The organism is Pseudomonas sp. LBUM1656, assembly GCF_059716065.1.
This window is the reverse complement of record NZ_CP166800.1, coordinates 2,509,256-2,535,015: the sequence shown is the minus strand read 5'-3', so window position 1 is coordinate 2,535,015 and position 25,760 is coordinate 2,509,256. Positions and strand designations below refer to the sequence as shown.

General features: G+C 60.9%; 29 protein-coding genes. 16 read left to right on the top strand and 13 right to left on the bottom strand.

The window, feature by feature from the left end; translation table 11 throughout:
- The first annotated feature begins 125 nt into the window (after positions 1-125).
- The 4 genes from pcsA to ACA072_RS11485 all read left to right on the top strand — a co-directional run bounded on the left by pcsA (position 126) and on the right by ACA072_RS11485 (position 2,783).
- Complete coding sequence (gene pcsA, locus ACA072_RS11500) at positions 126-848, top strand: phosphatidylcholine synthase (protein ID WP_497624399.1); 723 nt, start codon at positions 126-128, stop codon at positions 846-848.
- A gap of 6 nt (positions 849-854) precedes the next feature.
- A complete protein-coding gene (locus ACA072_RS11495) occupies positions 855-1,241 on the top strand; it encodes a DUF488 domain-containing protein (RefSeq protein ID WP_497624398.1) in 387 nt (128 codons plus the stop codon).
- 69 nt (positions 1,242-1,310) lie between these two features.
- Positions 1,311-1,781, top strand: a complete 471-nt coding sequence (locus ACA072_RS11490; protein ID WP_497624397.1) for a GNAT family N-acetyltransferase — start codon at positions 1,311-1,313, stop codon at positions 1,779-1,781.
- Positions 1,782-1,856: 75 nt separating this feature from the next.
- Positions 1,857-2,783 (top strand): universal stress protein, encoded by a 927-nt coding sequence (locus tag ACA072_RS11485; protein ID WP_497624396.1) that lies wholly within the window; start codon positions 1,857-1,859, stop codon positions 2,781-2,783.
- Between the two features lie 136 nt (positions 2,784-2,919).
- Here the strand turns inward: ACA072_RS11485 and ACA072_RS11480 are convergent, their stop codons facing one another.
- Both ACA072_RS11480 and ACA072_RS11475 read right to left on the bottom strand, forming a co-directional pair.
- Positions 2,920-3,732 (bottom strand): class I SAM-dependent methyltransferase, encoded by an 813-nt coding sequence (locus ACA072_RS11480; RefSeq protein WP_497624395.1) that lies wholly within the window; start codon positions 3,730-3,732, stop codon positions 2,920-2,922.
- 36 nt (positions 3,733-3,768) lie between these two features.
- Entirely contained in the window at positions 3,769-4,038 is a 270-nt protein-coding gene (locus tag ACA072_RS11475) for a DUF4242 domain-containing protein (protein WP_403101622.1), read from the bottom strand.
- Positions 4,039-4,218: 180 nt separating this feature from the next.
- Here ACA072_RS11475 and ACA072_RS11470 point away from each other — a divergent pair, with 180 nt between their 5' ends.
- A complete protein-coding gene (locus ACA072_RS11470; protein WP_497624394.1) occupies positions 4,219-5,211 on the top strand; it encodes an AraC family transcriptional regulator in 993 nt (330 codons plus the stop codon).
- Positions 5,212-5,220: 9 nt separating this feature from the next.
- Here the strand turns inward: ACA072_RS11470 and ACA072_RS11465 are convergent, their stop codons facing one another.
- The 3 genes from ACA072_RS11465 to ACA072_RS11455 form a co-directional block, all read right to left on the bottom strand.
- On the bottom strand, positions 5,221-6,429 hold the full coding sequence (locus tag ACA072_RS11465) for a cytochrome c biogenesis protein DipZ (RefSeq protein WP_497624393.1): 1,209 nt from the start codon (positions 6,427-6,429) through the stop codon (positions 5,221-5,223).
- 172 nt (positions 6,430-6,601) lie between these two features.
- Positions 6,602-6,814 (bottom strand): hypothetical protein, encoded by a 213-nt coding sequence (locus ACA072_RS11460; RefSeq protein ID WP_497624392.1) that lies wholly within the window; start codon positions 6,812-6,814, stop codon positions 6,602-6,604.
- Positions 6,815-6,863: 49 nt separating this feature from the next.
- Positions 6,864-7,130 (bottom strand): DUF2790 domain-containing protein, encoded by a 267-nt coding sequence (locus ACA072_RS11455; RefSeq protein ID WP_497624391.1) that lies wholly within the window; start codon positions 7,128-7,130, stop codon positions 6,864-6,866.
- Positions 7,131-7,436: 306 nt separating this feature from the next.
- Here ACA072_RS11455 and ACA072_RS11450 point away from each other — a divergent pair, with 306 nt between their 5' ends.
- The 5 genes from ACA072_RS11450 (at position 7,437) to ACA072_RS11430 (ending at position 11,750) form a co-directional block, all read left to right on the top strand.
- Positions 7,437-8,177 carry a response regulator gene (locus tag ACA072_RS11450; RefSeq protein ID WP_497624390.1) on the top strand — a complete coding sequence of 247 codons (741 nt, stop codon included), beginning with the start codon at positions 7,437-7,439 and terminating at the stop codon, positions 8,175-8,177.
- Positions 8,174-9,484 carry an ATP-binding protein gene (locus ACA072_RS11445; RefSeq protein ID WP_497624389.1) on the top strand — a complete coding sequence of 437 codons (1,311 nt, stop codon included), beginning with the start codon at positions 8,174-8,176 and terminating at the stop codon, positions 9,482-9,484. The genes ACA072_RS11450 and ACA072_RS11445 overlap by 4 nt, the downstream gene beginning before the upstream one ends.
- A gap of 103 nt (positions 9,485-9,587) precedes the next feature.
- Positions 9,588-10,220, top strand: a complete 633-nt coding sequence (locus ACA072_RS11440; protein WP_497624388.1) for a CDP-alcohol phosphatidyltransferase family protein — start codon at positions 9,588-9,590, stop codon at positions 10,218-10,220.
- The gene (locus ACA072_RS11435) at positions 10,207-10,806 is read left to right on the top strand and encodes a lysophospholipid acyltransferase family protein (RefSeq protein ID WP_497624387.1); all 600 of its coding nucleotides are present in this window, start codon (positions 10,207-10,209) and stop codon (positions 10,804-10,806) included. The genes ACA072_RS11440 and ACA072_RS11435 overlap by 14 nt, the downstream gene beginning before the upstream one ends.
- Positions 10,803-11,750, top strand: coding sequence for a phosphatidate cytidylyltransferase (locus ACA072_RS11430; RefSeq protein ID WP_497624386.1), 948 nt, complete (start codon positions 10,803-10,805; stop codon positions 11,748-11,750). Before ACA072_RS11435 ends, ACA072_RS11430 begins: the two co-directional genes overlap by 4 nt.
- A 136-nt stretch (positions 11,751-11,886) precedes the next feature.
- Here the strand turns inward: ACA072_RS11430 and ACA072_RS11425 are convergent, their stop codons facing one another.
- The 3 genes from ACA072_RS11425 to ACA072_RS11415 all read right to left on the bottom strand — a co-directional run bounded on the left by ACA072_RS11425 (position 11,887) and on the right by ACA072_RS11415 (position 14,955).
- On the bottom strand, positions 11,887-12,645 hold the full coding sequence (locus ACA072_RS11425; protein WP_497624385.1) for an HvfC family RiPP maturation protein: 759 nt from the start codon (positions 12,643-12,645) through the stop codon (positions 11,887-11,889).
- Between the two features lie 3 nt (positions 12,646-12,648).
- Positions 12,649-13,476, bottom strand: coding sequence for an HvfB family MNIO-type RiPP peptide maturase (locus ACA072_RS11420; protein WP_497624384.1), 828 nt, complete (start codon positions 13,474-13,476; stop codon positions 12,649-12,651).
- Between the two features lie 144 nt (positions 13,477-13,620).
- Positions 13,621-14,955, bottom strand: a complete 1,335-nt coding sequence (locus ACA072_RS11415; RefSeq protein WP_497624383.1) for an acetamidase/formamidase family protein — start codon at positions 14,953-14,955, stop codon at positions 13,621-13,623.
- A 435-nt stretch (positions 14,956-15,390) separates the two neighbouring features.
- On the opposite strand from ACA072_RS11415, the gene ACA072_RS11410 reads away from it, so the two are divergent.
- Positions 15,391-16,437 carry a class I SAM-dependent methyltransferase gene (locus ACA072_RS11410; RefSeq protein ID WP_497624382.1) on the top strand — a complete coding sequence of 349 codons (1,047 nt, stop codon included), beginning with the start codon at positions 15,391-15,393 and terminating at the stop codon, positions 16,435-16,437.
- A gap of 220 nt (positions 16,438-16,657) precedes the next feature.
- A complete protein-coding gene (locus ACA072_RS11405; RefSeq protein WP_497624381.1) occupies positions 16,658-17,488 on the top strand; it encodes an NAD-dependent protein deacetylase in 831 nt (276 codons plus the stop codon).
- 121 nt (positions 17,489-17,609) lie between these two features.
- Here the strand turns inward: ACA072_RS11405 and ACA072_RS11400 are convergent, their stop codons facing one another.
- A complete protein-coding gene (locus ACA072_RS11400; RefSeq protein ID WP_497624380.1) occupies positions 17,610-18,512 on the bottom strand; it encodes a LysR family transcriptional regulator in 903 nt (300 codons plus the stop codon).
- 151 nt (positions 18,513-18,663) lie between these two features.
- Here ACA072_RS11400 and ACA072_RS11395 point away from each other — a divergent pair, with 151 nt between their 5' ends.
- From ACA072_RS11395 to ACA072_RS11385, 3 genes are read left to right on the top strand one after another with little or no spacing between them, the layout of a single operon-like run.
- Positions 18,664-19,362: a CoA transferase subunit A gene (locus ACA072_RS11395; protein WP_131063187.1), complete on the top strand. Its 699-nt coding sequence runs from the start codon at positions 18,664-18,666 to the stop codon at positions 19,360-19,362.
- A gap of 33 nt (positions 19,363-19,395) precedes the next feature.
- A complete protein-coding gene (locus tag ACA072_RS11390) occupies positions 19,396-20,061 on the top strand; it encodes a CoA transferase subunit B (protein ID WP_010455523.1) in 666 nt (221 codons plus the stop codon).
- An 11-nt stretch (positions 20,062-20,072) separates the two neighbouring features.
- On the top strand, positions 20,073-21,254 hold the full coding sequence (locus ACA072_RS11385; RefSeq protein WP_497624379.1) for an acetyl-CoA C-acetyltransferase: 1,182 nt from the start codon (positions 20,073-20,075) through the stop codon (positions 21,252-21,254).
- Positions 21,255-21,524: 270 nt separating this feature from the next.
- Here the strand turns inward: ACA072_RS11385 and ACA072_RS11380 are convergent, their stop codons facing one another.
- Positions 21,525-22,127: an NADPH-dependent F420 reductase gene (locus tag ACA072_RS11380; RefSeq protein WP_497624378.1), complete on the bottom strand. Its 603-nt coding sequence runs from the start codon at positions 22,125-22,127 to the stop codon at positions 21,525-21,527.
- 112 nt (positions 22,128-22,239) lie between these two features.
- Between ACA072_RS11380 and ACA072_RS11375 the strand changes: the two genes are divergently transcribed.
- On the top strand, positions 22,240-23,133 hold the full coding sequence (locus ACA072_RS11375) for a LysR family transcriptional regulator (protein WP_497624377.1): 894 nt from the start codon (positions 22,240-22,242) through the stop codon (positions 23,131-23,133).
- A gap of 118 nt (positions 23,134-23,251) precedes the next feature.
- Here ACA072_RS11375 and ACA072_RS11370 read toward each other — a convergent pair whose 3' ends face one another.
- The 3 genes from ACA072_RS11370 to ACA072_RS11360 form a co-directional block, all read right to left on the bottom strand.
- Entirely contained in the window at positions 23,252-24,571 is a 1,320-nt protein-coding gene (locus ACA072_RS11370) for an Nramp family divalent metal transporter (RefSeq protein ID WP_497624376.1), read from the bottom strand.
- Between the two features lie 77 nt (positions 24,572-24,648).
- Positions 24,649-25,173 (bottom strand): DUF3833 domain-containing protein, encoded by a 525-nt coding sequence (locus ACA072_RS11365; RefSeq protein ID WP_462026706.1) that lies wholly within the window; start codon positions 25,171-25,173, stop codon positions 24,649-24,651.
- A 10-nt stretch (positions 25,174-25,183) separates the two neighbouring features.
- Positions 25,184-25,717: a chalcone isomerase family protein gene (locus ACA072_RS11360; RefSeq protein ID WP_497624375.1), complete on the bottom strand. Its 534-nt coding sequence runs from the start codon at positions 25,715-25,717 to the stop codon at positions 25,184-25,186.
- Between the last annotated feature and the right edge of the window lie 43 nt (positions 25,718-25,760).

The window sequence follows — 25,760 nt, the reverse complement described above, 5'->3', positions numbered from 1 at the left end:
AGATTTACAGACGGTGAACCTTATTCCCGGATTTCCGGTCGATACCTGCAACCGAACCGGTTTGCCGCCGCCCTTTTTGATGAAGGGTGATGACTGGCTTGCTTCACTTTTTGGAGAACGCCCCCGTGATATCCACCCTACACATCGCCAGGCTCAAAGCATGGGGCGCCCATGGTTTTACTGCCACCGGCGTGGTCACTGCCTTCCTCGCCACCCTCGCCTTGCTGGAGAACCAGGCCACCAACTGCCTGCTGTGGCTTGGCGTGGCCCTGATCGTCGATGGTCTGGACGGTGCCCTGGCGCGCAAGGTCAATGTGCAGTCGGTGCTGCCGAGCTTCGATGGGTCGATCCTCGACCTGGTGATCGACTACCTGACGTATGTGTTCATCCCCGCGCTGTTCATCTATCGCTACATCCCGTTACCGAACTACACGCTGCTGCTGACCGTGTCGCTGATTCTGGTCTCGTCGCTGTTTTGTTTCTGCAACGTCAACATGAAAAGCAAGGACAACTACTTCCAGGGCTTCCCCGCCGCGTGGAACGTCGTGGCGCTGTGCCTGTACATCATCGCCCCATCGCCATGGATTACCTTCCTGACCGTCATCGGGCTGGCCTTGTTGACCGTGACGCGCATGAAGTTCCTGCACCCGTTCCGCGTGCGCAAATTCATGCCGATCAACATCGCCGTGACGGCCATCTGGTTGCTGTGCAGCTTGTCGCTGGTGGTCAACCATCCGGTCATCAACCCGATGGTCATGGGACTTTGGTTGCTGATGTCCGCGTACTTCCTGGGTATCTGCATCTGGCGCACCGCCATGGAGTGGTTTGACGGATCACGTCACAAGTAACCCGGCATGGCCATCCATATCGTAAGACTCGGCTCACCCCGCTCGCCCGATGAAGGGCTGCGGATCGGCACGGTACGCCGCCCGCCTCGCGGGGTACCGAAGGCCGAGTTTGCCAGTCGGGATTTTTATGATGTGTGGCAGCCGTTGCTGTCGCCGAGTGCGGAATTGGTGGCCGAAGCCAAAGCGGCTGAGGATGAACAGGCCTGGGAGGCGTTCAGGCGCAAGTTCAAGTCTGAAATGAACCATCCCGCGTCCAATCAGTTGCTGGATCTGCTGGCTGCCCTCTCCCATCAAACCTCGCTGGCGGTGGGGTGTTATTGCGAGGAAGAGGCGTATTGCCATCGATCGGTATTGCGCGAACTTCTTGAAGCACGCGGCGCCAAGATCGCCTAAATCCCTGTGGGATCGCCGCACCGCCGCTCCCACAGGGGATTTGTGTGTTCAAGGGATTGAGGTAGCACTATGAAACCGCAAGTAAGGCCCGCCACCCCGGCAGACGCGGCCGCCATCAGCCAGGTCATCATCCAGTCGCTGCGCCAATCAAATGCCCTGGACTACTCCCCCGACATCATCGCGCAGGTGGAAAAGAGCTTTTCCATCGAATCCGTTCGCGCGTTGTTGAGCCAACGACAGGTCTTTGTCGCAACGATCGACAGTCATGTCGTGGCCACGGCCAGCCTTGATCGCGATGTGGTGCGCAGCGTGTTTGTCGACCCCGAACATCAAAGAGAAGGCCTGGGCCGGCAGTTGATGACAACGATTGAATCCATCGCCACCGAGGCGAAAATCAAGGTATTGCGCGTCCCCTCCTCCATCACCGCAGAAGCCTTCTACTCCAAGCTGGGCTTTCGAAAGGTCCGCGACGAATTCCACGGTGCCGAGCGCACCATCATCATGGAACTGCACCTGCCAGACCGCCGGACGGGACGTTGATCATGGTCAATACTTAAGGGATTGAATGGCTATTGAATGACCGCTGTCTCTTCGTTCACCCACGGGAGGTTTGCCATGTCTGGTCAATCACGCTTCATGCTGGTCGCCTCGCCATTGATGGAGCACAGCCCCGCGTTCGACAGGGCAGCAGCGCTGGCGAAGGCCGAAGACGCGGCGTTGCACATCGTGGCTTTCGATTATCTGGAAGGCTTGGCCACCGCCAGCCTGGTCAACGAAAAAGCCCTGGAGCAGATGCGTTTGGGCTACGTCGACCGACACCGTCAGTGGCTCGAAGAACAGGCCCGGCCCTTGCGCAAGATCGGCGTGCACGTCACCACCGAGGTGGCATGGGTCGAAAAACCCCTGGAAGAAATCCTGATTCACCTCAAAGAACAGCCGATGGACGTGCTGATCAAGGCCTTGGAGCACGAATCGCTGCTATCACGGTTGATGTTCACCCCGCTCGACGTGCATCTGCTGCGCGAATGCCCGGTGCCGCTGCATTTCGTCAGCCATGCCGTTCACGCCCTGCCGCGCCGGATCGTCGCGGCGGTCGACCCTTTCCATCGCGATGATCACTACAAGACGTTCAACGACCGGATCCTTCACGAAGCCGCGAAACTGGCAAGCGCCTGCAACGCCGAGCTGGATGTGGTGTACGCCTACGACCTGTCATCCATCAGCGCCGACGAGTTCGGCTTCGACAACGGTTCGGCGTTTTTCAATTCCGGCAAGGCCAAGACCCTGTTCGACTACCAGGAAGACGCGTTCAACGACTTGGCCGAGCGTAACGGCATAGCGCCCGAGCAACGGCACATGATCATGGGCAACCCGGCCAAGGTCCTGACCCGTTATGCCGATGCCTATGACGTCGACGTGATTGTCATGGGCCGGGTCGGCCATCGCGGCCTGGGCCGGTTGATCGGCAGCACGGTGGAGCACCTGCTGTACAAAATGCCGTGCAGCGTGTGGGTGGTGTACACCGAACGGCTGGATGAGTGATGCCCTTGAACACACCACATATCCCTGTGGGAGCTAGCCTGCTAGCGATGGCGGAGTGCCAGGCAACATCATTGTCGATTGACACTCCGCCATCGCTAGCAGGCTAGCTCCCACAGGGGTTTTGTGTGCTGCCGGGTCAACGCCGGGTGATCACCACTTCGAGGTATTCACTCGGCACCACCAGCGATTTCTCTCCCGCCCGGTTCATCTTGTTGATCAGTCCGCTCAGGTCGCTTTCCAAGGCCTGGCCACTCTCAGGAGGCAACGCCGCGAAGGCCTTGTGGACCGGGCCGTACCAGGTGCGAAAAGTGTCGATGAAGTGCGCCGCCGAGCGGTAGCGGAAGTTGAAACTGCGGCGCGCCACCTGGACCTGGAAGTCGCGCTCATCGAAGTGCGTGTGCAACCAGGCTTCGGTTCCCCAGTTTGAGGGCGGTTGCGCGCCTGCCGGTGGCGGCAGGTGGCGGCCCAGTGTCTTGAACATCTGGCCGACAAAACCTTCAGGCGTCCAGTTGGCCAAACCGATGCGGCCGCCAGGGCGACAGACGCGCGCCAGTTCCGAAGCCGCTTTGGCCTGGTCCGGCGTGAACATCACACCGAACGTCGAGAGCACGGCATCGAAGCTGGCGTCCTCGAACGGCAGCGCTTCGGCATCGGCGACCTGGAAGGTCACTTCGAGGCGTTCTGCCCGGGCCCGGTCTTCGCCGCGCTCCAGCAGCGCGGCAACGTAATCGGTGGAAGTGACGTTGCAGCCACGGCGTGCGGCGGCGAGCGTCGCATTGCCGTTGCCGGCGGCCACGTCCAGCACCCGCTCGTCGCAGAGCAAGTCACAGGCTTCGGCCAGTTGCTCGCCGACGATCTGCAGGGTGGTGCCGATGACGGCGTAATCGCCGCTGGCCCAGGAGGCCATCTGGCGGTTTTTCAGGGCAGTGAGATCAAGGGGGGTACTCATTAATTCTGCTCCGTAAGGATTGGAACGCTGTCCGGCTTATTCCGCCGTGGTGGGATCGATGATGCTGGTGACCTGGGAGATGCGGTTGGCCGGGAAACCGCTCTGCCTGGCGTGCTCCTGGATCAGCGCTTCGCTGGGCGAGATGTACACGCAGTACAATTTGTCGCCCGTGACATAACTCTGAAGCCACTGCACCTCCGGCAAATCGCGCAACGCCCGGCAGGACTTTTGCGACGCCGCTTTCAAATCCCTTTCTGACAGTGTTCCAGCACCTGGAATCTCGCGTTCTATGACGAACTTCGGCATGGCAACCTCTCATTCTTGTTATTGATGACAGGGTCGGCAGTGGCCCTGTAGGCAAACTATCGCTCCGCTGCTCGCCTGCGTCCTGCCCGATCGTCGGGCAACACTGCCCGATCGTCCGGAGAATTCACGTTTAGTGCAGACGCGCTCACAATCAGAAAGCCCTCCGCACGGGAAACCACCATGGACGCCCTGTCCCAAACCCTGCGCGTCGTCCGCCTGGTCGGTGCGATTTTCATCAATGCCAGGTTTACTGCGCCCTGGTGTTACCAGTCGCCCAGTGCCGACACCGCTGCCCCGTTTCTGGAGCCCGGTGCCGAGCAGGTGGTGATCTTCCACTTGATCACCGAAGGCGAATGCTATGTCGAGATGGGCAACGATCCGCCGCTACGGCTGACGGCTGGCGATGTGGTGGTGTTCCCTCAGGGCGACGCCCATCGCATGAGCTCGCAACCGGGGCTGACGCCGGTCACCGGCAAGCGACTGGACGTGGTGCTGGCGCGCCGTCCCCGGCAGCTGAGTTATGGCGGTGGTGGCGCGGTCACGCGTCTGGTGTGCGGTTATCTGGCCTGCGATACGCGGTTGGCGGGCATGTTGCTGACCGGGTTGCCGGCTGTGGTCCGGGTCAATGTGCGTGGCTCGAATGCCGGCATCTGGCTGGAATCTTCCGTCCGTTATGCGCTGGCGGAAGCACGCTCGCCCAGGCCTGGCGGCGAAGGTGTGCTGGCGAAACTGGCCGAGGTGTTGTTCATCGAAGTGCTGCGTCTGTACATGAACGAGCACGGTGAAGGTCGGACCGGTTGGCTGGCGGGTGTGGGCGACCGGATCGTCGGCGCGGCCCTGAATGCGTTGCACAAAAAACCCTGTCACGCCTGGACGCTGGATGAACTGGCGCGGACGGCCGGGACGTCAAGGTCGGTGCTGGCGGAACGCTTTGCGCAATTGGTGGGGAGTTCGCCGATGCAATATTTGACGCAATGGCGGATGTTGCTGGCGGCCAATCTGTTACGCAGCAGTAACAGTTCGTTGATGCGGATTGCCGAAGAGGTGGGTTACCAGACCGACACGGCGTTCAGCCGGGCCTTTCGACGAGAGTACGGTGCGCCGCCAGCGGCGTGGCGGCGCAATCAGGAGAAAAGACCAATGGCCCACGGCGCGCAGCCTGTGAGCCATTGATGTCGCGGGTTACGCGGAAGGTGCCTTGGCCTCTTCCAGCAGTTGCTGAATCATTTTCTCCTGGGTTTCGTAGGCGCCTTCACCGAAGTGGGTGTAACGCACCTGGCCCTTGGCGTCGATCAGGTAGTGAGCGGGCCAGTACTGGTTGTCGAAGGCGCGCCAGATCGCGTAGTTGTTGTCGATGGCCACCGGGTAGGTAATGCCGAGCTCTTTGACCTGATCCTTGACGTTGTCGATGATGCGCTCGTAACCGTATTCAGGGGTGTGGACGCCGACAACCACTAGCCCATCCTTCTCGTATTTCTTCGCCCAGTCCTTCACGTACGGCAAGGTGTGCTGGCAGTTGATGCAGTCATAGGTCCAGAAATCCACCAGCACCACTTTGCCTTTGAGCGAGTCGTTGCTCAGCGCTGGCGAGTTCAGCCATTGCACAGCACCGGACAGCGACGGCATGGCACCTTGGGCGTTGCCCAGGGAGTCGGCCTTGACCTTGCTGACGAAGTAATCAACGACTTTCGGCACGGTTTCGATCACGCCTTTTTCGAGGCTGCTGACGCCTTCGGACGAGGTGCTGGCCAGCAATGTCCGGTCGGCACCGGTGGAAATCACCGCGACGGTGGCCAGCACCGCAACACCGGCACCACGACGCAGCCAGCCGGTGACCGGGATCGACACTTTCAAGCGATTGACCAGGCCGCGACCGAAAAAGATCAAAGTACCCAGGGACAACGCGCTGCCCAGGCCGTACGCCAGCAGCAACAGGCTGGTCTGTGCGTTGGCGCCTTGCAGCATGGCACCGGTGAGAATCACCCCGAGGATCGGCCCGGCACACGGTGCCCAGAGCAGACCGGTGGCCACGCCGATCATGACCGAACCCAGCGGGCCGGACATTTTGCGGGTGTCGGGGTCAAGGCGATTGCCCAGCGCCACGAACGGACGGGCCATCCAGTCACCGACACGGGCGGAAATCAGCGACAGAGCAAACAATCCCATCACGAAGAGCGCGACGTGGCGACCGGTGTTATTGGCTTGCACCACCCATTCACTGCTGACCACGGCCAGGCTGGAGATCAGGGCGAAGGTCAGGACCATGCCACCGAGGGTGAGCAGGATGGAGGAACGCGTGCGTTTGACCCCGGCGAACAGGAACGGCACGACCGGGAGGATGCAAGGGCTGAGGACGGTCAATATGCCGCCCAGGAAAGCGATGAGAAACATGGTAATCACCTTTGAAATAGAGAGGGGCGACACACCACCGATCCCCTGTAGGAGTGAGCCCGCTCGCGATAGCGGAGTGTCAGTCGACATCTGTGTTATCTGACACACCGCCATCGCGAGCAGGCTCACTCCCACATTGGAATTTTGGTGTTCACGAAACAGTTTTCGGGTTTCAGGCCGTCTGGTTATCCAGTTGCTGGCCCTGCGGCGTACGGCTTGCACCGTCCTGTGCCAGGAAGGCGTGACCGCTCTGCTCCGCCACCGGCGTGAGTTGGAAGCAGGTCGCGCTGCCACAGCTTTTCTGTTCAACAGCGGCATTGGCATGGGCAGCCGCGCCGGCGACGGAGAAGGCAACAGCGGTCAAGAAGCGAGTGACGTTGTTCATGGTGTTCTTCCTGTTTCAAAGGGGGGTTGGCAATCGGTCAGCGAAGGACTCAGTTGTCCGCGCTGCAGCCGTCAGCAAACTTGCGGTAATCCAGCACCTGGGTGTTGTGCCGGGAATCCAGGTAGGTCAGCTGGGCATTCACAATCCCGCAGGCAGGTGCGGCGTCTTCTTTCAACGACACTACTTTCTTGATGTCCAGATGGCTGCCGTAGGTGTAGGTCTTGGCGCTGACATCGGCGGCTTCGGCGCGGGCCGACAAGGTGCAGATGTTCAGGGCGGCAAACAGGCAAGCGGCGTAAATGGCTTTGGTGTTCATGGTGATTTCCTCAAGGCTTCAATGGGTAGATCGTTCAATTGAGAAGAGGCGGTGTGGGTTGCCTCGATGGAAGCCATTAGAAGCTCGCGAGGTATCTCGTCTGTGTCGAAAACAGCCGCGTGTAAATCGGTACGTATCAAAGCCGGCCCCTGATACAGAGCGATACAAAACCGCTGGAAAACCGCATTTTTACGTTTGCGTGTATCCGCCGCTACGCCAGATACACTGCAATACAAAGGGGGGCGGGCGAGCGGACCAAGGCTCGATAGACTGCGCAACATCCCCCATTGATAGAGGCTTGGCCCCATGGAACACGTCGATCACATTCTCATCGTGGACGATGACCGCGAGATCCGGGAACTGGTAGGCAACTACCTCAAGAAGAACGGCCTGCGCACCACGGTTGTCGCCGACGGGCGTCAGATGCGTACCTTCCTTGACTCCACGCCGGTGGACCTGATCGTGCTCGACATCATGATGCCGGGCGACGACGGCCTGATGCTCTGCCGCGAGTTGCGCGCCGGCAAACACAAGGCCACCCCGGTGCTGATGCTCACCGCCCGCAACGACGAAACCGACCGCATCATCGGCCTGGAAATGGGCGCCGACGATTACCTGGTCAAGCCCTTCGCCGCCCGTGAACTGCTGGCGCGAATCAACGCCGTGCTGCGCCGCACGCGGATGCTGCCGCCGAACCTGGTGGTCACCGAAAGCGGCCGCCTGCTGGCGTTCGGGCGCTGGCGTCTGGACACTTCGGCCCGTCACCTGCTGGATGAAGACGGCACCATGGTCGCGCTCAGCGGCGCGGAATACCGATTGTTGCGGGTGTTCCTCGATCACCCGCAGCGGGTGCTCAATCGCGACCAGCTGCTCAACCTGACTCAAGGCCGCGACGCCGATCTGTTCGACCGCTCCATCGACTTGCTGGTCAGTCGCTTGCGCCAGCGTTTGCTGGACGATGCCCGCGAACCGGCCTACATCAAAACCGTGCGCAGTGAGGGCTACGTGTTTTCGCTGCCGGTGGACGTGCTCGGTGCGCCGTCATGAACCTTTCGCTGCGTTGGCCGCGCACCCTCGCCTCCCGGTTATCGCTGATCTTTCTGATCGGCCTGATCCTGGCCCAGGCGCTGTCCTTCGGCGCGCAGTATTACGAGCGTTACGAAAGCGCGAAAAACACCATGCTCGGCAACCTGGAAACCGACGTCTCGACCTCCATCGCGATCCTCGACCGCTTGCCGGCCGAAGAGCGCATGAGCTGGCTGCAACAACTGAACCGCCGCAACTATCGTTATTTGCTGGACGAAGGTTCACCGGGCGTGGCCATGAGCGATACGCCCATCGCGATGACATCGATCAAAGACGCCATCGGCAAGGATTACCCGATGACCGTGACTGATATTCCCGGCGAGCAGAAACACTTTCAAGTCCACCTGAAACTCGCGGACGGCAGCCCGGTGACCATCGACGTGAGGCCATCGATGATACCGTTGTCGCCATGGTTGCCCATCGTCCTGCTGGGTCAGTTGGCGCTGATGATTCTCTGCACCTGGCTAGCCGTGAGAATCGCCATCCGCCCCCTCACCCGCCTTGCCGAGGCAGTGGACAACCTTGATCCCAACACCCACGCGGTGCACCTGGACGAAAAAGGCCCGACCGAAGTCGCCCATGCCGCCATCGCCTTCAATTCGATGCAGGCGCGCATCGCCGCGTACCTGAAGGAGCGCATGCAACTGCTGGCAGCGATTTCCCACGACCTGCAAACCCCGATCACCCGCATGAAACTGCGCGCCGAATTCATGGACGACTCCAACGAAAAAGACAAACTGTGGAACGACCTCGGCGAGATGGAGCATCTGGTGCGCGAAGGCGTGGCGTATGCCCGCAGCGTGCACGGCGCCACCGAAGAAAATCGCCGCACCGACCTGGATTCGTTCCTCGACAGCCTGGTGTTTGACTATCAGGACGTGGGCAAAGACGTGCAGCTCAGTGGCAAATGTGGCGCGGTGATCGATATCCGGCCGCATGCCTTGCGGCGGATTCTGGTGAACCTGACGGATAACGCACTGAAGTTCGCCGGGGCCGCTGAACTGAAGGTGGAAGCGAATAAAGGCAGCCTCTCGGTGAAGGTCATGGATCGCGGACCAGGCATTGCCGAAGAGGAACTGGCCCACGTGATGGAACCGTTTTATCGGGTAGAGAATTCGCGCAACCGCAGCACCGGCGGCACCGGTCTGGGGCTGGCGATTGCACAGCAATTGGCGTTGGCGCTCGGGGGATCGTTGACGTTGAGCAATCGTGAGGGCGGCGGGTTGTGTGCGGAGTTGAAGCTGCCGGTACGACTGGCCAGTCAGTAAACAGACCCAAGGCGAAGGAAAGCCTTTATATTGTCGGCACCGTCGCGCCACACGTGACGGCGGCGCACCCGATAGCAACTGACACTTATATGGATATTGGCGAATGGATGACAACAGACGGCCCATCAAGACGCGCTCTGCGGGCTGGGCGAAACACATCACCGACCTCCTGGTGAAAAGAGACATCTCCCCCAATCAGATCTCCGTCGCCAGCATCGCCTTCGCGCTCGCCGGGGCCGTGGCGCTGATTATCGATAACGGCCTTGTCGGCTCGATCCTCTGCGCCGTCGGCATTCAATTGCGCCTGCTGTGCAACCTCTTCGACGGAATGGTGGCGATCGAGGGCGGGAAGAAGTCCGACATCGGCAGCCTCTACAACGAATTCCCCGACCGCATTGCCGACAGCCTGCTGATCGTCGCGCTGGGGTACGCCATCGGCTACGCCGATCTCGGCTGGTTTGCGGCGTTGGCCGCGGCACTGACGGCTTACGTCAGGGTGTTTGGCGGCTCGATTGGCCTGAAGCAGAGCTTCATCGGCCCTATGGCCAAGCAGCATCGAATGGCCGTGATGACCGTGGCACTGCTGTTGAACGCCGTCGAAGCCAGCGTTTATGCCACTCACTACGTGCTGTTGATCGCGCTGGTCGTCATCGCTGCCGGATCCGCCGCGACCTGCGTCACGCGAACCCTGGCCATCTCGCGCCAGCTCAAGGGGAATGCTCATGTGGATCAGTAACGCGCTGATTTCGGTTCTTCGCTTCCTCATCGGCGTCACCGCCCGCTGGGAAAGCCCACCGGACCTGACACGCCAGCGTATCTATTTCGCCAATCACTCCAGCCACATGGACACCTTGGCAATCATCGCCGCCCTGCCGCCGGAAGCCCGAGTGAACGTGAAACCGGTCGCCGCCGCCGACTATTGGGGCAAAAACAAGTTTCTGTCGTACATCTCGCAGAAAGGCCTGAATGCGGTGCTGATCGACCGTAACCCGGCGCCCGGCGTCAACGTGCTGGAACCGATTTTTGACGTGGTGCGCGCCGGCCATTCGATCATCATCTTTCCGGAAGGCACGCGCGGCAGCGAGGCGTTGCCCGGCCCTTTCAAATCGGGCCTGTTCCGCTTGGCCGAGACATTTCCCGAGGTGGACCTGGTGCCCATCTACCTGGAAAACCTGCATCGCTCCATGCCCAAAGGCAAACACGTCCCGCTGCCCATCATCTGCACGATCCGTATCGGCGACCCGCTGCAACGGATCAGCGGCGAGGAAAAGCAGGTGTTTCTGGATCGGGCGCGTGAAGCGATTGTGAGGTTGTCGGAATGAATCTTGATGAAAAGTTCTTGTGGTTCTTCGGCGCCATTGCCGGCCTGTTGGCCATCGCTTCGATCATCGGCCGGATACTGGCCAAACGCGCTACGACAGAAGGCTCGATCTCGACCATCGAAAACCTCAATCAGCGGGTGAATGCCTGGTGGGGCATGGTCATCATCTTCTTCGTGTCCTACCTGCTGGGCGGGAACGCGACGGTCATTCTGTTTGGTTTCATTTCATTGTTCGCACTCCGGGAGTTCATCACCCTGACGCCGACTCGGCTTGGCGACCACAACGCGCTGTTCTCGGCGTTTTTCATTCTGATCCCGCTGCAATACGTGCTGATCGGCACGCACTGGTATTCGTTGTTCACGCTGTTGATTCCGGTGTACGCCTTCCTGCTGTTGCCGGCGATTGCGGTGCTGAGCCAGGACACCGACGCCTTCCTGGAACGGGCGGCCAAGATCCAGTGGGGGGTGATGATCTGCGTTTATTGCATCAGCCACGCGCCTGCGCTGCTGTTGCTGGACCTGGAAGGCTTCAAGGGTCAGAACGCGCTGCTGCTGTTCTATCTGGTGTTCGTCGTGCAGTTGAGTGACGTGTTGCAATACGTGTTCGGCAAACTCTTCGGCAAGCACAAGGTTGCGCCGCTGGTAAGTCCGTCGAAAACGGTGGAAGGCTTGGTCGGTGGCGGTCTGTCCGCGACGCTGATTGGCGGGTGCATGTTCTGGATGACGCCGTTCAGTTTCTGGCAGTCGCTGCTGATGTCGCTGGTGATCGTGGTGATGGGGTTTCTGGGTGGGCTGGTGATGTCCGCCATTAAACGCAGCCTGAGCGCGAAGGATTGGGGGACCATGATCAAAGGTCATGGCGGCATGCTGGATCGAATGGATTCGATTTGCTTTGCGGCGCCGATCTTCTTTCACCTGACGCGGTATTTCTTCTCCGCCCCATAAACCCCGGTTAACCCTGTAGGAGTGAGCCTGCTCGCGATAGCGGTGGGTCAGTCAACATCAGTGTCGGATGTGATTCAGTCATCGCGAGCAGGCTCGCTCCTACAGGGTCAAGTGGTGTTTGGTGGATTGTGTTCGGTCAGGCGGTTACGCCGACCACCCCTTCCCCATGCATCTGCCGCAACAACGCCGTGCCACTCGCCAAAAACTCTGGCGATCCAGCGGCCCCCGCCTCCACCGCCAACGCTTCCAGCTGCGCCTGCCCGTCCAGCTCGGGAAATTCCTCGATCCGCTGCAACAACCGCCACGCCAACGGGCTCAACTCGGAAAACTTCACGCTCCAGTCCTCGGCCCGACGCACCAACAATAACGTGGGTTGAGGCGGTGCAACGTCCGGCAGATGATCCGGCCCCACCAACTGCACCGGCCACGCATACGCCAACGACCAGGCCAACGGCGAAACCTGCAACGGTCGATCCAGCAACAACCCGGCATCGCTGACCGGCAACGGCTCAGCCTCGGATTGCTGCAAAGCCATTTCAACCCACTCGTAATGCGCCAGTTCGACCATGAATGGCGGCCACACACCCTCACTCAACGCTTGCGGCCCGGAGGCCAGGAACTCGACAAACTCCTGGGCGATTTCGCCGAATTTCGGTGTATGCGCGCGGTAGTCCCGCAGGAAGATCCGCACCAGCGAACGCCACTGCTCATCACCGAGAATCTTGATCAGCACCGGAAACGTCCCGCTGAGCAACGCCGACAGGTTGGCGAAAATCAGGTCGCGGTAAACCTGGGCTCGCGCAGTGTTCATTTCGCTGGGCGGCGCGCAGTGCTCGGGATCGCGCAGGTAAAGGCCCATTGCCGTTTGCTGTTGAAACAGACTTGGCTTATCCACGGTTCACCCCTCAGCCTGCAAACGGCGAATGGTCTGCAATTCCGCCACCAGTTCAGAGAACGCCGGGAAGTTGAAATCCCGCTCCAGCAACGTCGGTTGCGCGCCGAAACGTGCATACGCCTGCGCCAGCAACGACCACACCACCGGTTTCACCGACGCGCCATGGGTGTCGATTTTCAACGTATCGGACTCATCGAAGTGCCCAGCCACGTGCATCGCCACCACCCGACCCGCATCGATGCCCGCCAGAAAGGTCTGCGGATCGAAACCATGATTGATCGAGTTGACGTAGACATTGTTGACGTCCAGCAACAGGTCGCAATCCGCTTCACGTAGCACCGCGTTGGTGAACGTCACTTCATCCATGTCCTGCTGGGGCGCGGCATAGTAGGAGACGTTTTCCACTGCCAGGCGCCGACCGAGAATGTCCTGGGCCTGGCGGATTCGCGCGGCCACGTGATGCACCGCTTCTTCGGTAAACGGCAGCGGCAACAGGTCGTAAAGGTGACCGTCATCGCTGCAATAACTCAGGTGCTCGCTGTACAGCGGCACATTGTAGTGATCGAGGAACACCCGGACTTCCTGCAGAAACCCGACGTCCAGCGGCGCCGGTCCACCCAGCGACAGGGACAAGCCGTGGCAGGACAACGGAAAACGCTCGGCCAAGGCACGCAACGCATGACCGTGGGCGCCGCCGATGCCGATCCAGTTTTCCGGCGCGACTTCCAGAAAGTCGAAATCACCGGTACGGGCGGCCTGAAGGTCTTTCATTAAACCGCGACGCAGGCCAAGCCCGACGGTCGCTTTGGCTGAGGTGATGGGGGTCTGCATGGTGTCGATCTCTAGGGTTGCCAGTACGGAATCACAGTTAACCCAAGCGCTGTATCGGGGTTGTGTTCCGGTCCGGCGGTAAATCGCAGCGCTTGTATCGCCGGCGGGTCTGTACACAGTTCGGTACAGACCCTTCGGCAGGGGTTACGCCAGGTCGTATTTCTCGCGCACCAGATGGCCGATGCCGATGCGATCAAGCACGTTCATCGGGCACAGGAAGGTCACGCGGACGGTGCCCGGCAAGCGGCTGATGTCGATCGAGCCGGTGATGGTCGCGCGGTTGAGCACTTCGTCGTACGGCAGGCCAGTGACCGAAGCGGCGCGTTTCAAGCCGTTCTCTACGGCGACGTTGAGGTTCTCGCCGCTGCCGATAAAGGTGATCGGACCGCTCTGCTCGATGTCGTGCTGGCCCCAGCGCTCGCCCAGTTCGCGGACTTTCTGCCGCTGTTCGGCGTTCATCGGCCGCGCCATGGGTGGCAGATCGTCGAGGTTTTGCAGGAGGATCGGCCCTTCCAGTGTCAGGTTTTTCACCACCTGCACCACCACTTCGGTTTCCCCGGAGCAATCGGTGGCGTGCCCGGCGATCTCGCCATTGCCTTGCTGGGCGTGCATGTCGCCCATGTACACACCGGCCCCCGGCACTTTCACCGGGCAGATCAGGACGCAGCCTTCGCGAATCGAGTTGGTATCCATGTGGCCGTCGGTCTTGGCCGCGTGCAGTTCTTCGCGGGTCATACCGAAACGGTGCGGCGCGTTGATCAGGTATTGGCCGAAGTCGGCGCAGTTGTGCGAATCGGGCAAGTCACGGGACGGCGTGGTGCCGATGTTGCCAAGGAACGGCCGCATGTGCGCAGCAACGCCAGGGATATCGGCGCGGGCCAGGGACAGGATCGAATGCTGGGCAGCGAACTCGGGCAGCGCCGACATTTCCGAGGCATTGCCGGCCAGTGGGTTGGCGACCTCCTGATTGACCGTCAGGCTGACCTGGTTCTGCGCATCGAACACGATCACGTAGCCATGGCTGAAGCGAAACGCGCTGACCTCGGCACCACAGTTATTACAACGAATAGACTCTTCACCAATGCCTTCGACATGGCTGGCAGGGTGATCGGTGCCGCACTTGGAGCAGAATTTGGCGACGAACGGGTCGCCGTTGTAGCGCCCCTCAACAAAACTCATGACCCCGGACGACGTCGCCAGCGAAGTGACGCGCATGCGTTTGATCTTGATCGCCACCGCATCGCCGACTTCTGCACCGGCGATGGCCACCGGTTGCGTCACTTCGTGGCCGCCCTCAAAGGCCGGCGTGATCATCGGGCCCCAGCAGCCCGGCGGTGTGCCGGTGATCAAGGTGCCGCCGTCGGCGAGCGGGCCGAGCATCGGCTGGCTGGGGCCGATGAGGCCGTTGGTGTACTGATCGACGCGCAGGCTATTGACGGGAGTGGATTTCAGGTCGGTTTCAGGCAGGAGCGTGGTCATTATTGTTCCCTTCACGGTGTATAGGGTGCCAAGCGGCCTATGCAGTTCATCGCAGGTTTGTATCTGGGCTGTGTTCGGCGGTGGCGGGGAATGAACTGGAATGTGTCGGGATGCCGGTTAGATACAGTGCGATACACACCACCAATACCCTGTGGGAGCTAGCCTGCTAGCGATGGGCGTGAACGATGACGCCTGTTGTCTGAATGAACGCGGTGTCTGGACCTCCATCGCTAGCAGGCTAGCTCCCACAGGGGATCAGTGGTGTCTGGGAGATGGGCTTTCGTCGCTCCAGGCCGCGGCGCACGGGGCTCCGACTAAACTTACTGCACGCGGGACGTGCAGAGCGTCCTGTTCATTCCCACGACCACCGCCCAGGGGTGATCGCCTCGAAAAACAAGGCCTCTGGACCGTGATCCTGCTGAAGGAGCACACGTGATGGACGAGGCCAGACTCAACGATTTCATGGGCAAACTGGTGAGCGACATGGGCGGCGCGGCGATGCTCGCCAACGTCATCCTCGGCGAAGAGCTTGGCCTGTACCGGGCCATGGCCGACAGTCAGCCGATCACCCCTGAAGCACTCGCCGACAAAACCGGCTGCAATCCCCGTCTGCTGCGCGAATGGCTCAGCGCCCACGCCGCCTCCGGTTACATGGAGCACGAGGGCGGCCAGTTCCGCCTGCCCGAAGAGCAAGCCTTGGCGCTGGCGATTGAAGACTCGCCGGTTTACATCGCCGGTGGTATCGGCGTGGTTGCGTCGTTTTTCCATGACAAGGACAAACTGGTCAACGCCATGCGCGGCAACGGCGCCCTGGCCTGGGGCGATCACCATCCGTGCATGTTCAGCGGCACAGAACGATTCTTCCGGCCCGGGTACAAGGCGCACCTGATCGCCGAATGGCTGCCTGCCCTCGACGGCGTGGTCGCCAAACTGCAGTCCGGCGCCAAAGTGGCGGACATCGGCTGCGGCCATGGCGCGTCAACGGTGATCATGGCCCAGGCGTTCCCGGACTCGCGGTTCGTCGGTTTTGATTACCACGCACCGTCCATCACCGTCGCCACCCAACGCGCCGAAGAAGGTGGCGTTTCCGGGCGCGCCCGGTTCTTCCAGGGCACCGCAAAAAGCTTTCCCGGCGACGACTATGACCTGGTCTGCTATTTCGACTGCCTGCACGACATGGGCGACCCGGTGGGCGCGGCAAAACACGCTTATGAAGCGCTGAAACCGGACGGCACGGTGCTGCTGGTGGAGCCGTTCGCCAACGACTCGCTCGACGACAACGTCACCCCGGTTGGCCGGCTGTTCTACGCCGCGTCGACCTTCATCTGCACACCAAACTCGTTGTCCCAGGAAGTCGGCCTCGGGCTCGGCGCCCAAGCGGGCGAGGCGCGGTTGCGCAAGGTCTTCACCGAAGCGGGGTTCAAGAGTTTCCGGCGGGCCACGGAAACGCCGTTCAACCTGATTCTGGAGGCGCGTAAATAAGTACCGGCTGACGGATATTCACTGACGCCCCCTGTAGCAGCTGTCGAGTGAAACGAGGCTGCGATCTTTTGACGTTGGTTTTTAAAAACAAGATCAAAAGATCGCAGCCTCGTTTCACTCGACAGCTGCTACAGGGGATCGAGGGGATCGAGGGGATTGCGTTTGGGCAGGTTAGCAAGTGCTACCCTGCAGACACTCAAGGTCCACCGGAGTGTTGAACATGCTCGACGAACAACTCGACCGACTCCAGCGATTGATGGCCGAGCAGCCGTTCATGGTCCTGACCGGTGCCGGCATCAGCACCCCGTCGGGCATTCCGGACTACCGCGACAACCAGGGCGTGCGGCGCGGCCGGCAACCGATGATGTATCAGGAATTTCTCTCGGCTCCGGAATCACGCCGCCGCTACTGGGCGCGGGCGATGCTCGGCTGGCCGCGGGTGCGCCAGGCGCAGCCGAACGTGGCCCATGAAGCCCTGGCCCGTTTGCAAAGCAGCCGGCAGATCAGCGGGCTGATCACCCAGAACGTCGACACCCTGCACGATCAGGCCGGCAGCCATGACGTGATCGAACTCCACGGCAGCCTGCACCGGGTGCTTTGCCTGGACTGCGGACAGCGCAGCGAGCGGGATTCGATCCAGCAACTGATGGAAGCGCAGAATCCCTATCTGGCCGGGGTCGATGCGGTGCAGGCGCCGGATGGCGACACGTTGCTGGATCCGGCGTTTGAGGCGCGATTCCAGGTGCCGCATTGTCCGCATTGCGCGGGTGAGCGGATGAAACCGGACGTGGTGTTTTTTGGCGAGAACGTGGCGCAGGTGACGGCGGCCAAGGCGATGGCTGCGGTGGAACAGGCGGCGGGATTGTTGGTGGTGGGGTCGTCGTTGATGGCGTATTCGGCATTTCGTTTGTGCCGGGTGGTGGCGGATCAGGGGAAGCCGTTGATTGCAATTAATTTGGGGAAGACACGGGCGGATGACTTTCTCGACCTAAAGATCGAAGCGTCGTGTGAACAGCTGTTGCCCTTGCTGGCCCAGCGCCTGACCACTTGAAAACTGACGAAACCAAATCCCTGTGGGAGCGGGCTTGCTCGCGAAAGCTATGTGTCAGACAACATTAATGTCGACTGACACGACGCCTTCGCGAGCAAGCCCGCTCCCACAGTGACTGTGATCAGGGCATAGAAACTCGTTGGCCGAGGTTTTCGGCCTTGAGGATATCGAACAACGCCTGCGCCGCTGCCGACAGTTCCACCCCAGGCTTGGTCAGCACGCCAATCGCCCGCTCCACCACCGGGTCACGCAAGGTAATGCACCGCGCGCCCAGCTCGCGCATCTGCCCGGCACACAGTGCCGGCACGGCGCTGACGCCCAACCCACTGGCGACCATTCGCCCGACCGTCGCCAACTGATGGCTTTCAAACTCCACCGGCAACTTCATGCCCCGGGCCTGCAAGTGTTCTTCCAGCATCACCCGCACCGTCGAGGGGCGTTGCAAGGTAATGAACGGTTCCTTGAGCAAGGTTTGCCAATCGATGTCTTGCAGTGCGGCCAATGGAGAATCATCCGGCACCACGGCAACAAAACGGTCCATATACAACGGCGTGAATTGCAATGATGAACTCTGGGTCGGCTCAAACGCCACGCCCAGTTCCACCTGCCGGTCGCGCACCATTTCCAGCACTTGTTCGTTGATCACGTCGTTCACCGTGACGTTGACCTTGGGATAACGGGCGCGAAAGGTCTTGAGAATCGGCGGCAGCAGATTGCCGGCAAATGAGGGCATCGCCGCCAGGGTCACGCGGCCGCGTTGAAGGGTGAAACGCTGGCGCAGTTCATCCTCGGCGTTGTCCCAGTCGGCAATCAGCCGGCGCGCCAGGGGTACCAGGGATTCGCCTTCTGCCGTGAGCGCCACATTGCGCGTGTTGCGGGTGAACAGCCGGCCGCCCAGCCCCTCCTCCAAGGCCTTGATGGTCAGGCTCAAGGCCGATTGCGACAGGTGCAACCGCTCGCACGCCACGGCGAAACTCAGGCTCTGGGCGACGGCCAGGAAGGCGCGGATCTGCTTGACTGTCATGACCGCTGGCTCCAACGTAGTACAGATGATTGATTGGTGAGTTTTATCTATCAATCAACCTTAAAAATCAACTTAACAAATAAATCCTCCAGCGAGACACTCCTACCCCATACGGCTAGCCAGCCGCCCACAAAGAATAAAAGAGGTGCATATGGCAGGTTTCGACAAGCGCGTGAGTTCCTATGAGGAAGCTCTGGCAGGTCTTGAAGACGGCATGACCGTGATCGCTGGCGGCTTCGGTCTGTGCGGCATCCCGGAAAACCTGATCGCCGAGATCAAGCGCAAAGGCACCCGTGACCTCACCGTGGTTTCCAACAACTGCGGCGTCGACGGTTTCGGCCTCGGTGTACTGCTGGAAGACCGGCAGATCAAAAAAGTCGTGGCCTCCTACGTTGGCGAGAACAAACTGTTCGAAGACCAACTGCTCAAAGGCGAAATCGAAGTCGTCCTGACCCCTCAAGGCACCCTCGCCGAAAAAATGCGCGCAGGCGGTGCCGGCATCCCCGCTTTCTTCACCGCCACCGGTGTCGGCACGCCCGTTGCCGATGGCAAGGAAGTGCGCGAATTCCATGGCCGCCAGTACCTGATGGAAGAATCCATCACCGGTGACTTCGCCATCGTCAAAGGCTGGAAAGCCGACCATTTCGGCAACGTGATCTATCGCCACACTGCCCAGAACTTCAACCCGCTGGCCGCCACTGCCGGCAAGATCACCGTGGTCGAAGTCGAAGAAATCGTCGAACCCGGCGAGCTGGACCCGTCGCAGATCCACACCCCTGGCATCTACGTCGACCGGGTCATTTGCGGCACGTTCGAGAAGCGCATCGAACAGCGCACCGTGCGTAAGTGATCCCCAGCCCCCGGACCTGAAGGAAAAATAACAATGGCACTTTCCCGCGAACAAATGGCTCAACGCGTCGCCCGCGAAATGCAGGACGGCTTTTACGTGAACCTGGGTATCGGCATTCCGACCCTCGTCGCCAACTACATCCCTGAAGGCATGGAAGTCATGCTGCAGTCGGAAAACGGCTTGCTCGGCATGGGTCCCTTTCCTACTGAAGAAACCATCGATGCCGACATGATCAACGCCGGCAAGCAAACCGTGACCGCGCGCATCGGCGCGTCGATCTTTTCCTCGGCCGAGTCCTTCGCGATGATTCGCGGTGGTCACGTCGACCTGACCGTGCTCGGTGCCTTTGAAGTCGATGTGCAAGGCAACATCGCCTCGTGGATGATCCCGGGCAAGCTGGTCAAGGGCATGGGCGGCGCGATGGACCTGGTGGCCGGCGCAGACAACATCATCGTCATCATGACCCACGCGTCCAAGGACGGTGAGTCCAAACTCCTGTCCAAGTGCAGCCTGCCGCTCACCGGCGCCGGGTGCATCAAGCGTGTGCTGACCGACCTGGCTTATCTTGAAATCGAAAACGGCGCGTTCATTCTCAAAGAGCGTGCGCCGGGCGTCAGCGTCGAAGAGATTGTCGCCAAGACCGCCGGTAAACTGATCGTGCCGGATCACGTTCCGGAAATGCAGTTCGCTGCCCAGTGAGGAATCATTCCATGCAAGAAGTCGTCATTGTCGCCGCCACCCGCACGGCCATCGGCAGTTTCCAGGGTTCTCTGGCCGGTGTTTCCGCCGTTGACCTCGGCGCTGCGGTGATCCGCCAACTGCTGGCACAAACCGGCCTGGACGTTGCTGAAGTCGATGAAGTGATCATGGGCCAGGTATTGACCGCCGGTGCCGGGCAAAACCCTGCCCGCCAGTCCGCCATCAAGGCCGGCCTGCCCTTCACCGTACCGGCCATGACCCTGAACAAGGTCTGCGGCTCGGGCTTGAAAGCCTTGCACCTGGCCACCCAGGCGATTCGCTGCGGCGACGCCGACGTGATCATTGCCGGCGGCCAGGAAAACATGAGCCTGTCCAACTACGTCATGCCCGGCGCTCGCACCGGTCTGCGCATGGGTCACGCGCAAATCGTCGACACCATGATCAGCGACGGCCTGTGGGATGCGTTCAACGATTACCACATGGGCATCACCGCCGAAAACCTGGCCGACAAGTACAGCCTGACTCGCGAACAACAGGACGCCTTCGCCGCAGCCTCGCAGCAGAAAGCCACCGCCGCCATCGAAGCCGGGCGTTTTGTTGATGAGATCACGCCGATCCTGATTCCTCAGCGCAAGGGCGATCCGCTGTCCTTCGCCACCGATGAGCAGCCGCGCGCCGGCACCACCGCCGAAGCGCTGGGCAAACTGAAGCCGGCCTTCAAGAAGGACGGCTCGGTGACTGCAGGCAACGCCTCGTCCCTGAACGACGGTGCGGCCGCCGTGATCCTGATGAGCGCTGAAAAAGCCAAGGCTCTGGGTTTGCCCGTGCTGGCGAAAATCGCCGCTTACGCCAACGCGGGCGTCGACCCGGCGATCATGGGCATCGGTCCGGTGTCGGCGACTCGCCGTTGCCTGAGCAAGGCCGGCTGGTCCATCGACCAACTGGACCTGATCGAAGCCAACGAAGCCTTCGCCGCGCAATCCCTGGCGGTGGCCAAGGACCTGGAATGGGACTTGAACAAGGTCAACGTCAACGGCGGCGCCATTGCCCTGGGCCATCCGATCGGTGCGTCGGGCTGCCGGGTGCTGGTGACCTTGCTGCACGAAATGATCAAACGTGACGCCAAGAAAGGCCTCGCCACCTTGTGCATTGGTGGCGGTCAGGGTGTAGCGCTGGCCATCGAGCGGGCGTAAAGCGTTCAACAGACTGCGCGGGGACCCACGAAGAGCTGCCGCAGTCTGGCAAAACACCCGGTGTGACTCATGTCGCACCGGGTCCTACAGTTCACACATCTTTGCCGCGCCGCATACTGTGTAGCAGCTGGCGAAGCCTGCGTTCGGCTGCGCAGCAGTCGTGAACTCAGGCAATGCGGTGTATCAGAAAGACCATGTACTCAGGTTTCACGACTGCTGCGCAGCCGAACGCAGCCTCGCGCTGCTCGGCAGCTGCTACGGGTCGTGGTTTCAGGCAAATTTCACCAGGTTTAGCGTGGGCAATGGTCCGCCCGGAAACTGCGCCAGTCGCGCGCCGACACTCAATTCCCCAAGATCAATCCCGAAGAAGCCCAACCGCTCGGTCAACCCGATTACTTGAGCTTTCGACTCGGCATCGTTGCCAGACACAAACAGCACCCTTTGACCGCCCTCCGCCGCCGGATCGCTCTCCAGCAAACGCGCGGCCAGATGATTGAACGCCTTGACCACGCGTGCGCCGGGCACCCATTCGGCGAACACTTCGCTCGACATCCGCCCATTCAGATCAACCGCTTTGAACAACGGCGCCTCAATCGAATTGTTGGCGTCGATGACGATCCGCCCGCCGAAATCCGGAAGGCCGGCCAACGCGACCGGCAGCTTAGACCAGTTGACTGCCACCAGCACGATCGCTTGTGCAGCGGCTTCTTCACGGGTGCCGGCGCGTACCGTTGGCCCGAGTTCTTCCACCAGCGCGGCTAGCGTTTCTGGGCCACGACTGTTAGCGATCACAACTTCAATGCCTTTGCGTGAAAGCGCCCGGGCAAAGGCTGAGCCGATGGCGCCGGCGCCGATGATTCCAATTTTTTGCATGATGGTTCACTCCGAGGGTTTGTGGTTGAAGTGAATACTGCGCTTGCGATTAGGGCTTGATTAGAGGGTAATGCCTTGAATCATCTTCAAGCATTGCTATCAGGTGTCAGAAATGGAAACCCTCGCCAACCTTGAATCGTTCGTCCGCAGCGCCGAGACCGGCAGCTTTTCTGCCGCGGCCCGCTTGCTGGCGCTGACACCCGCCGCCGTCAGCCGCAACGTGGCGATGCTCGAACGAAACATCGGTGTGCGGCTGTTCCAGCGCTCGACCCGCAAACTGTCGCTGACCGAGGCCGGCGAGCGTTTTCTGTCGAGCATCGGCGGCAACCTGCAGGCGTTGCAATCGGCAATCAGCGCGATGAGCAGCGATCAGGGCGAGCCTGCCGGAGTGCTCAAGGTCAGCCTCGCGCCGACGTTTGGCATCGATCATGTGCTGCCGTTGCTGCCGGCATTTCTCACGCGATACCCACTGATCAAACCGGAATGGCATTTCGAAAACCGTCAGGTGGACCTGATTGCCGAGGGGTACGACGCGGCCATCGGCGGCGGCTTCGAGTTGACGCCCGGGGTCATCTCCCGAACCTTGGCGGCGGCGCATGTCGTGGCGGTGGCCTCACCCGGTTACCTCGCGCAGCACAGCCTGCCCGACAGCCCCGCAGACCTGGCCCGATTGAATGGCATCGTGATGCGTGGCACCCGCACCGGACGGATCCGGCAGTGGGTCATGCAGGATGGTGCGGGCAATGAGGCGCAGGCGATTTTGACCGAGAACATCGTGCTCAACGACCCGGCCGCCATGCGCGAGGCGGCGATCCTCGGCCTGGGCGTGTCGCTGCTGGTGTTGCCGGACGTGGCGGCGAATATCCAGCGCGGAGAACTGGTGCGCCTCCTGCCCGAGTGGCACGCCGACGCGGGGCCGATTTCGTTGTACTACCCGAGCCGGACGTTGATGCCGGCCAAGACCCGGGTGTTTATTGATTTTGTGGTGGATGCATTTCAGGAGTAGACCGCGTCTGATCGTTCCCACGCTCTGCGTGGGAATGCAGCCCGGGACGCTCTGCGTCCCAACCAAGGCCGAACGCGGAGCGTCCGTTGAGGCATTCCCACGCGGAGCGTGGGAACGATCATGCTAAGAACTGGAAGATCAACCAGCTATTCGCCCCGCTGATCACCACAAACAACCCCCAAGCCAACACCCGCGTCGGCCAGCGATTCACCAACGCCCCCATCAACGCGTGATCGTTGGTCATGCGAATCAGCGGATACAACGCAAACGGCAACTGCAAACTCAGCACCACCTGACTCAACACCAGCAACTTGCCAATCGCGTTGTCGCCCATCAGCCAGACGCCGATAAACGCCGGGATCAACGCCAGTCCCCGGGTAATCAGCCGCCGTTGCCAGCAAGGAAGCCGCAGGTTCAGGTAGCCCTCCATGATCACCTGCCCGGCGATGGTCCCGGTGAAGGTCGAACTCTGCCCCGACGCCAGCAACGCCACCCCGAACAACACGCTGGCCAAGGCGCCGCCCACCAGAGGATCGAGCAAGTGATAGGCATCCTGGATGTCCACCACATCGGTATGCCCGCTCTTGTGAAATGCCGCCGCGGCGAGGATCAGGATCGCCGCGTTGACCAGCAGCGCCAACGCCAGGGAGCCAATGGTATCGATGCGCGCCAGTTTGACCGCGTCCTGCTTGCTGGCCAGGTCCTTGCCGATCATTCGGGTCTGCACGATCGAGGTGTGCAGGTACAAGTTATGCGGCATCACCGTGGCCCCGAGAATGCCGATGGCCAGGTACAGCGGTGCGGCATCGCCGATGGCTGACAGGGACGGCGTGAAGCCCCGGGCCACGTCCGGCCAGTACGGTTTGATCAGCAGCAACTCGACGAAGAAACACACGCCGATGGTGCTCACCAGCACCAGCATGATTGCTTCCAGTCGGCGGAAACCGCGGTTTTGCAGGGCCAGCACCAATAGCGTGTCAAACGCAGTCAGCGCAATGCCGACGGTCAGCGAACAGCCCAGCAGCAGGTGAAACGCCAGGGCACAGCCGAGCACTTCCGCCAGATCGGTGGCGATGATCGAGATTTCCGCCAGCACCCACTGAGTCCGCGCGGTGCGGGTGCTGTAGCGCTCTCGGGACAGTTGCGCCAGATCACGGCCCGTGGCGATGCCCAGGCGCGAACACAAACACTGCACCACCATCCCCGCCAGACTCGCCAGCAGCACCACGAACAACAGGCTGTAACCAAACCGCGAACCCGCCTCGATGGCGGTCGCCCAGTTGCCCGGGTCCATGTAGCCGATGGACACCAGCAAACCAGGGCCGGCAAAGCGCAGGACCCGCTTGAAGAACGACGCACGCGGGTCAACGGCGACGCTGCCGGCCACTTCTGGAGGACAGAACGGCGCCGTGCCGACTTTGGGCAAACTGAATTTCACGCAAACATCCGTCGACAAGTGGAAAAGCGCAGCTTAGACGTTTCAGCCTGTGCGCCCAAGGGGCAAATGCCCGGGTATCAGGCGCCGTGTCGGCGGAAGAACAACGTCACCTGGCCTAACTCAACGCCGAATTTGGTCATGGCGGAGCGATTGGCCATGGTGTTTTCGTCCAGCAAGTACATCCAGTCGTCGAAATGCACCTGATAGACCTTGTCGTCTACCGGCAGGCTGAGTTCATAGCGCCAGTGCAAAGCGTTGCCGGCCACCTCACCGCGCGATTCCCCGACCACATCGCCAGCCGTACCGCGCCAACGACCCGGACCGTCAGGGTACAACGTCCAGACACGGGTCTGTTTCGTGCCGTCGCTGTAGGTAAAGGCTTCATGCATGATCAGGTTCTGGCCGTCCATTCGACTGTTGATCAGCACATGAAAGCGTTTGATCACCTCGCCCGAGCGTTTCTGGAACATTCCCCAGCCATCCACTCGCCCGACGAAGAACCCGGGCAGATCGAGCTTGGGGGTTTGCTCGCTGTAGCGCTGCACATCAACGCTGCAACCGGCCAGGCAGACGAACAACACCAACAGCAGTTTCTTCAGCATGTCATGCACCTCAAGGATTGACGCTGCCCAGCAACTGCTGGCGCAACTCGGGATTACGCGTACGTGGGTCGAGCCAGATAGCGAAAAAGGCCCGAGCGAATTGCGGGTCGTTCACGTCGTGTTGCGGCTGCTGGCCGACAAAGAACCGCGCGCCCTGTCCCGGCAAATAAATGCCAGTAATGCGGGTGCCGGCTTTTACATCGACGAACGACTGCTGCATCTGCACCTTCCAGCGCTCGAGCTGCTCGGTGCTGACCGAGGCGCCGGACAATCGCTTGATTTCATCGACACTGGCCTGCACCAGATCATCGCGGGAAATGCTGCGTTGATAGATCAGTTCCAGGGCAAACGGCTGGTCCAGCGCCAATGGCCGTGCCGCACTCCAGAGCCGGGCGTTGTAGACATCAAACCCAAACACCCGAAACTCGCCGGCGCCGATGATCTGCGCGCCGGGCACTGCCTCCTGCCAATTGGCCAGGGCCTGGGTGCCTAACAATCCCAGCAACAACACACTGTGGTGCAGGCGAAATCGGAGTCTGTTCATCGCGTTCTTTTCATCGTGGGCATCTGCTAAAAACTTATACGCA

Excerpts from the sequence above, each read along its gene's own strand:
- ACA072_RS11495 (WP_497624398.1), top strand. The coding sequence starts at position 855 with ATGGCCATCCATATCGTAAGACTCGGCTCACCCCGCTCGCCCGATGAA.
- ACA072_RS11490 (WP_497624397.1), top strand. The coding sequence starts at position 1,311 with ATGAAACCGCAAGTAAGGCCCGCCACCCCGGCAGACGCGGCCGCCATC.
- ACA072_RS11485 (WP_497624396.1), top strand. The coding sequence starts at position 1,857 with ATGTCTGGTCAATCACGCTTCATGCTGGTCGCCTCGCCATTGATGGAG.
- ACA072_RS11480 (WP_497624395.1), bottom strand. The coding sequence starts at position 3,732 with ATGAGTACCCCCCTTGATCTCACTGCCCTGAAAAACCGCCAGATGGCC.
- ACA072_RS11475 (WP_403101622.1), bottom strand. The coding sequence starts at position 4,038 with ATGCCGAAGTTCGTCATAGAACGCGAGATTCCAGGTGCTGGAACACTG.
- ACA072_RS11470 (WP_497624394.1), top strand. The coding sequence starts at position 4,219 with ATGGACGCCCTGTCCCAAACCCTGCGCGTCGTCCGCCTGGTCGGTGCG.
- ACA072_RS11465 (WP_497624393.1), bottom strand. The coding sequence starts at position 6,429 with ATGTTTCTCATCGCTTTCCTGGGCGGCATATTGACCGTCCTCAGCCCT.
- ACA072_RS11460 (WP_497624392.1), bottom strand. The coding sequence starts at position 6,814 with ATGAACAACGTCACTCGCTTCTTGACCGCTGTTGCCTTCTCCGTCGCC.
- ACA072_RS11455 (WP_497624391.1), bottom strand. The coding sequence starts at position 7,130 with ATGAACACCAAAGCCATTTACGCCGCTTGCCTGTTTGCCGCCCTGAAC.
- ACA072_RS11450 (WP_497624390.1), top strand. The coding sequence starts at position 7,437 with ATGGAACACGTCGATCACATTCTCATCGTGGACGATGACCGCGAGATC.
- ACA072_RS11445 (WP_497624389.1), top strand. The coding sequence starts at position 8,174 with ATGAACCTTTCGCTGCGTTGGCCGCGCACCCTCGCCTCCCGGTTATCG.
- ACA072_RS11440 (WP_497624388.1), top strand. The coding sequence starts at position 9,588 with ATGGATGACAACAGACGGCCCATCAAGACGCGCTCTGCGGGCTGGGCG.
- ACA072_RS11435 (WP_497624387.1), top strand. The coding sequence starts at position 10,207 with ATGTGGATCAGTAACGCGCTGATTTCGGTTCTTCGCTTCCTCATCGGC.
- ACA072_RS11430 (WP_497624386.1), top strand. The coding sequence starts at position 10,803 with ATGAATCTTGATGAAAAGTTCTTGTGGTTCTTCGGCGCCATTGCCGGC.
- ACA072_RS11420 (WP_497624384.1), bottom strand. The coding sequence starts at position 13,476 with ATGCAGACCCCCATCACCTCAGCCAAAGCGACCGTCGGGCTTGGCCTG.
- ACA072_RS11415 (WP_497624383.1), bottom strand. The coding sequence starts at position 14,955 with ATGACCACGCTCCTGCCTGAAACCGACCTGAAATCCACTCCCGTCAAT.
- ACA072_RS11410 (WP_497624382.1), top strand. The coding sequence starts at position 15,391 with ATGGACGAGGCCAGACTCAACGATTTCATGGGCAAACTGGTGAGCGAC.
- ACA072_RS11405 (WP_497624381.1), top strand. The coding sequence starts at position 16,658 with ATGCTCGACGAACAACTCGACCGACTCCAGCGATTGATGGCCGAGCAG.
- ACA072_RS11400 (WP_497624380.1), bottom strand. The coding sequence starts at position 18,512 with ATGACAGTCAAGCAGATCCGCGCCTTCCTGGCCGTCGCCCAGAGCCTG.
- ACA072_RS11395 (WP_131063187.1), top strand. The coding sequence starts at position 18,664 with ATGGCAGGTTTCGACAAGCGCGTGAGTTCCTATGAGGAAGCTCTGGCA.
- ACA072_RS11390 (WP_010455523.1), top strand. The coding sequence starts at position 19,396 with ATGGCACTTTCCCGCGAACAAATGGCTCAACGCGTCGCCCGCGAAATG.
- ACA072_RS11385 (WP_497624379.1), top strand. The coding sequence starts at position 20,073 with ATGCAAGAAGTCGTCATTGTCGCCGCCACCCGCACGGCCATCGGCAGT.
- ACA072_RS11380 (WP_497624378.1), bottom strand. The coding sequence starts at position 22,127 with ATGCAAAAAATTGGAATCATCGGCGCCGGCGCCATCGGCTCAGCCTTT.
- ACA072_RS11375 (WP_497624377.1), top strand. The coding sequence starts at position 22,240 with ATGGAAACCCTCGCCAACCTTGAATCGTTCGTCCGCAGCGCCGAGACC.
- ACA072_RS11365 (WP_462026706.1), bottom strand. The coding sequence starts at position 25,173 with ATGCTGAAGAAACTGCTGTTGGTGTTGTTCGTCTGCCTGGCCGGTTGC.
- ACA072_RS11360 (WP_497624375.1), bottom strand. The coding sequence starts at position 25,717 with ATGAACAGACTCCGATTTCGCCTGCACCACAGTGTGTTGTTGCTGGGA.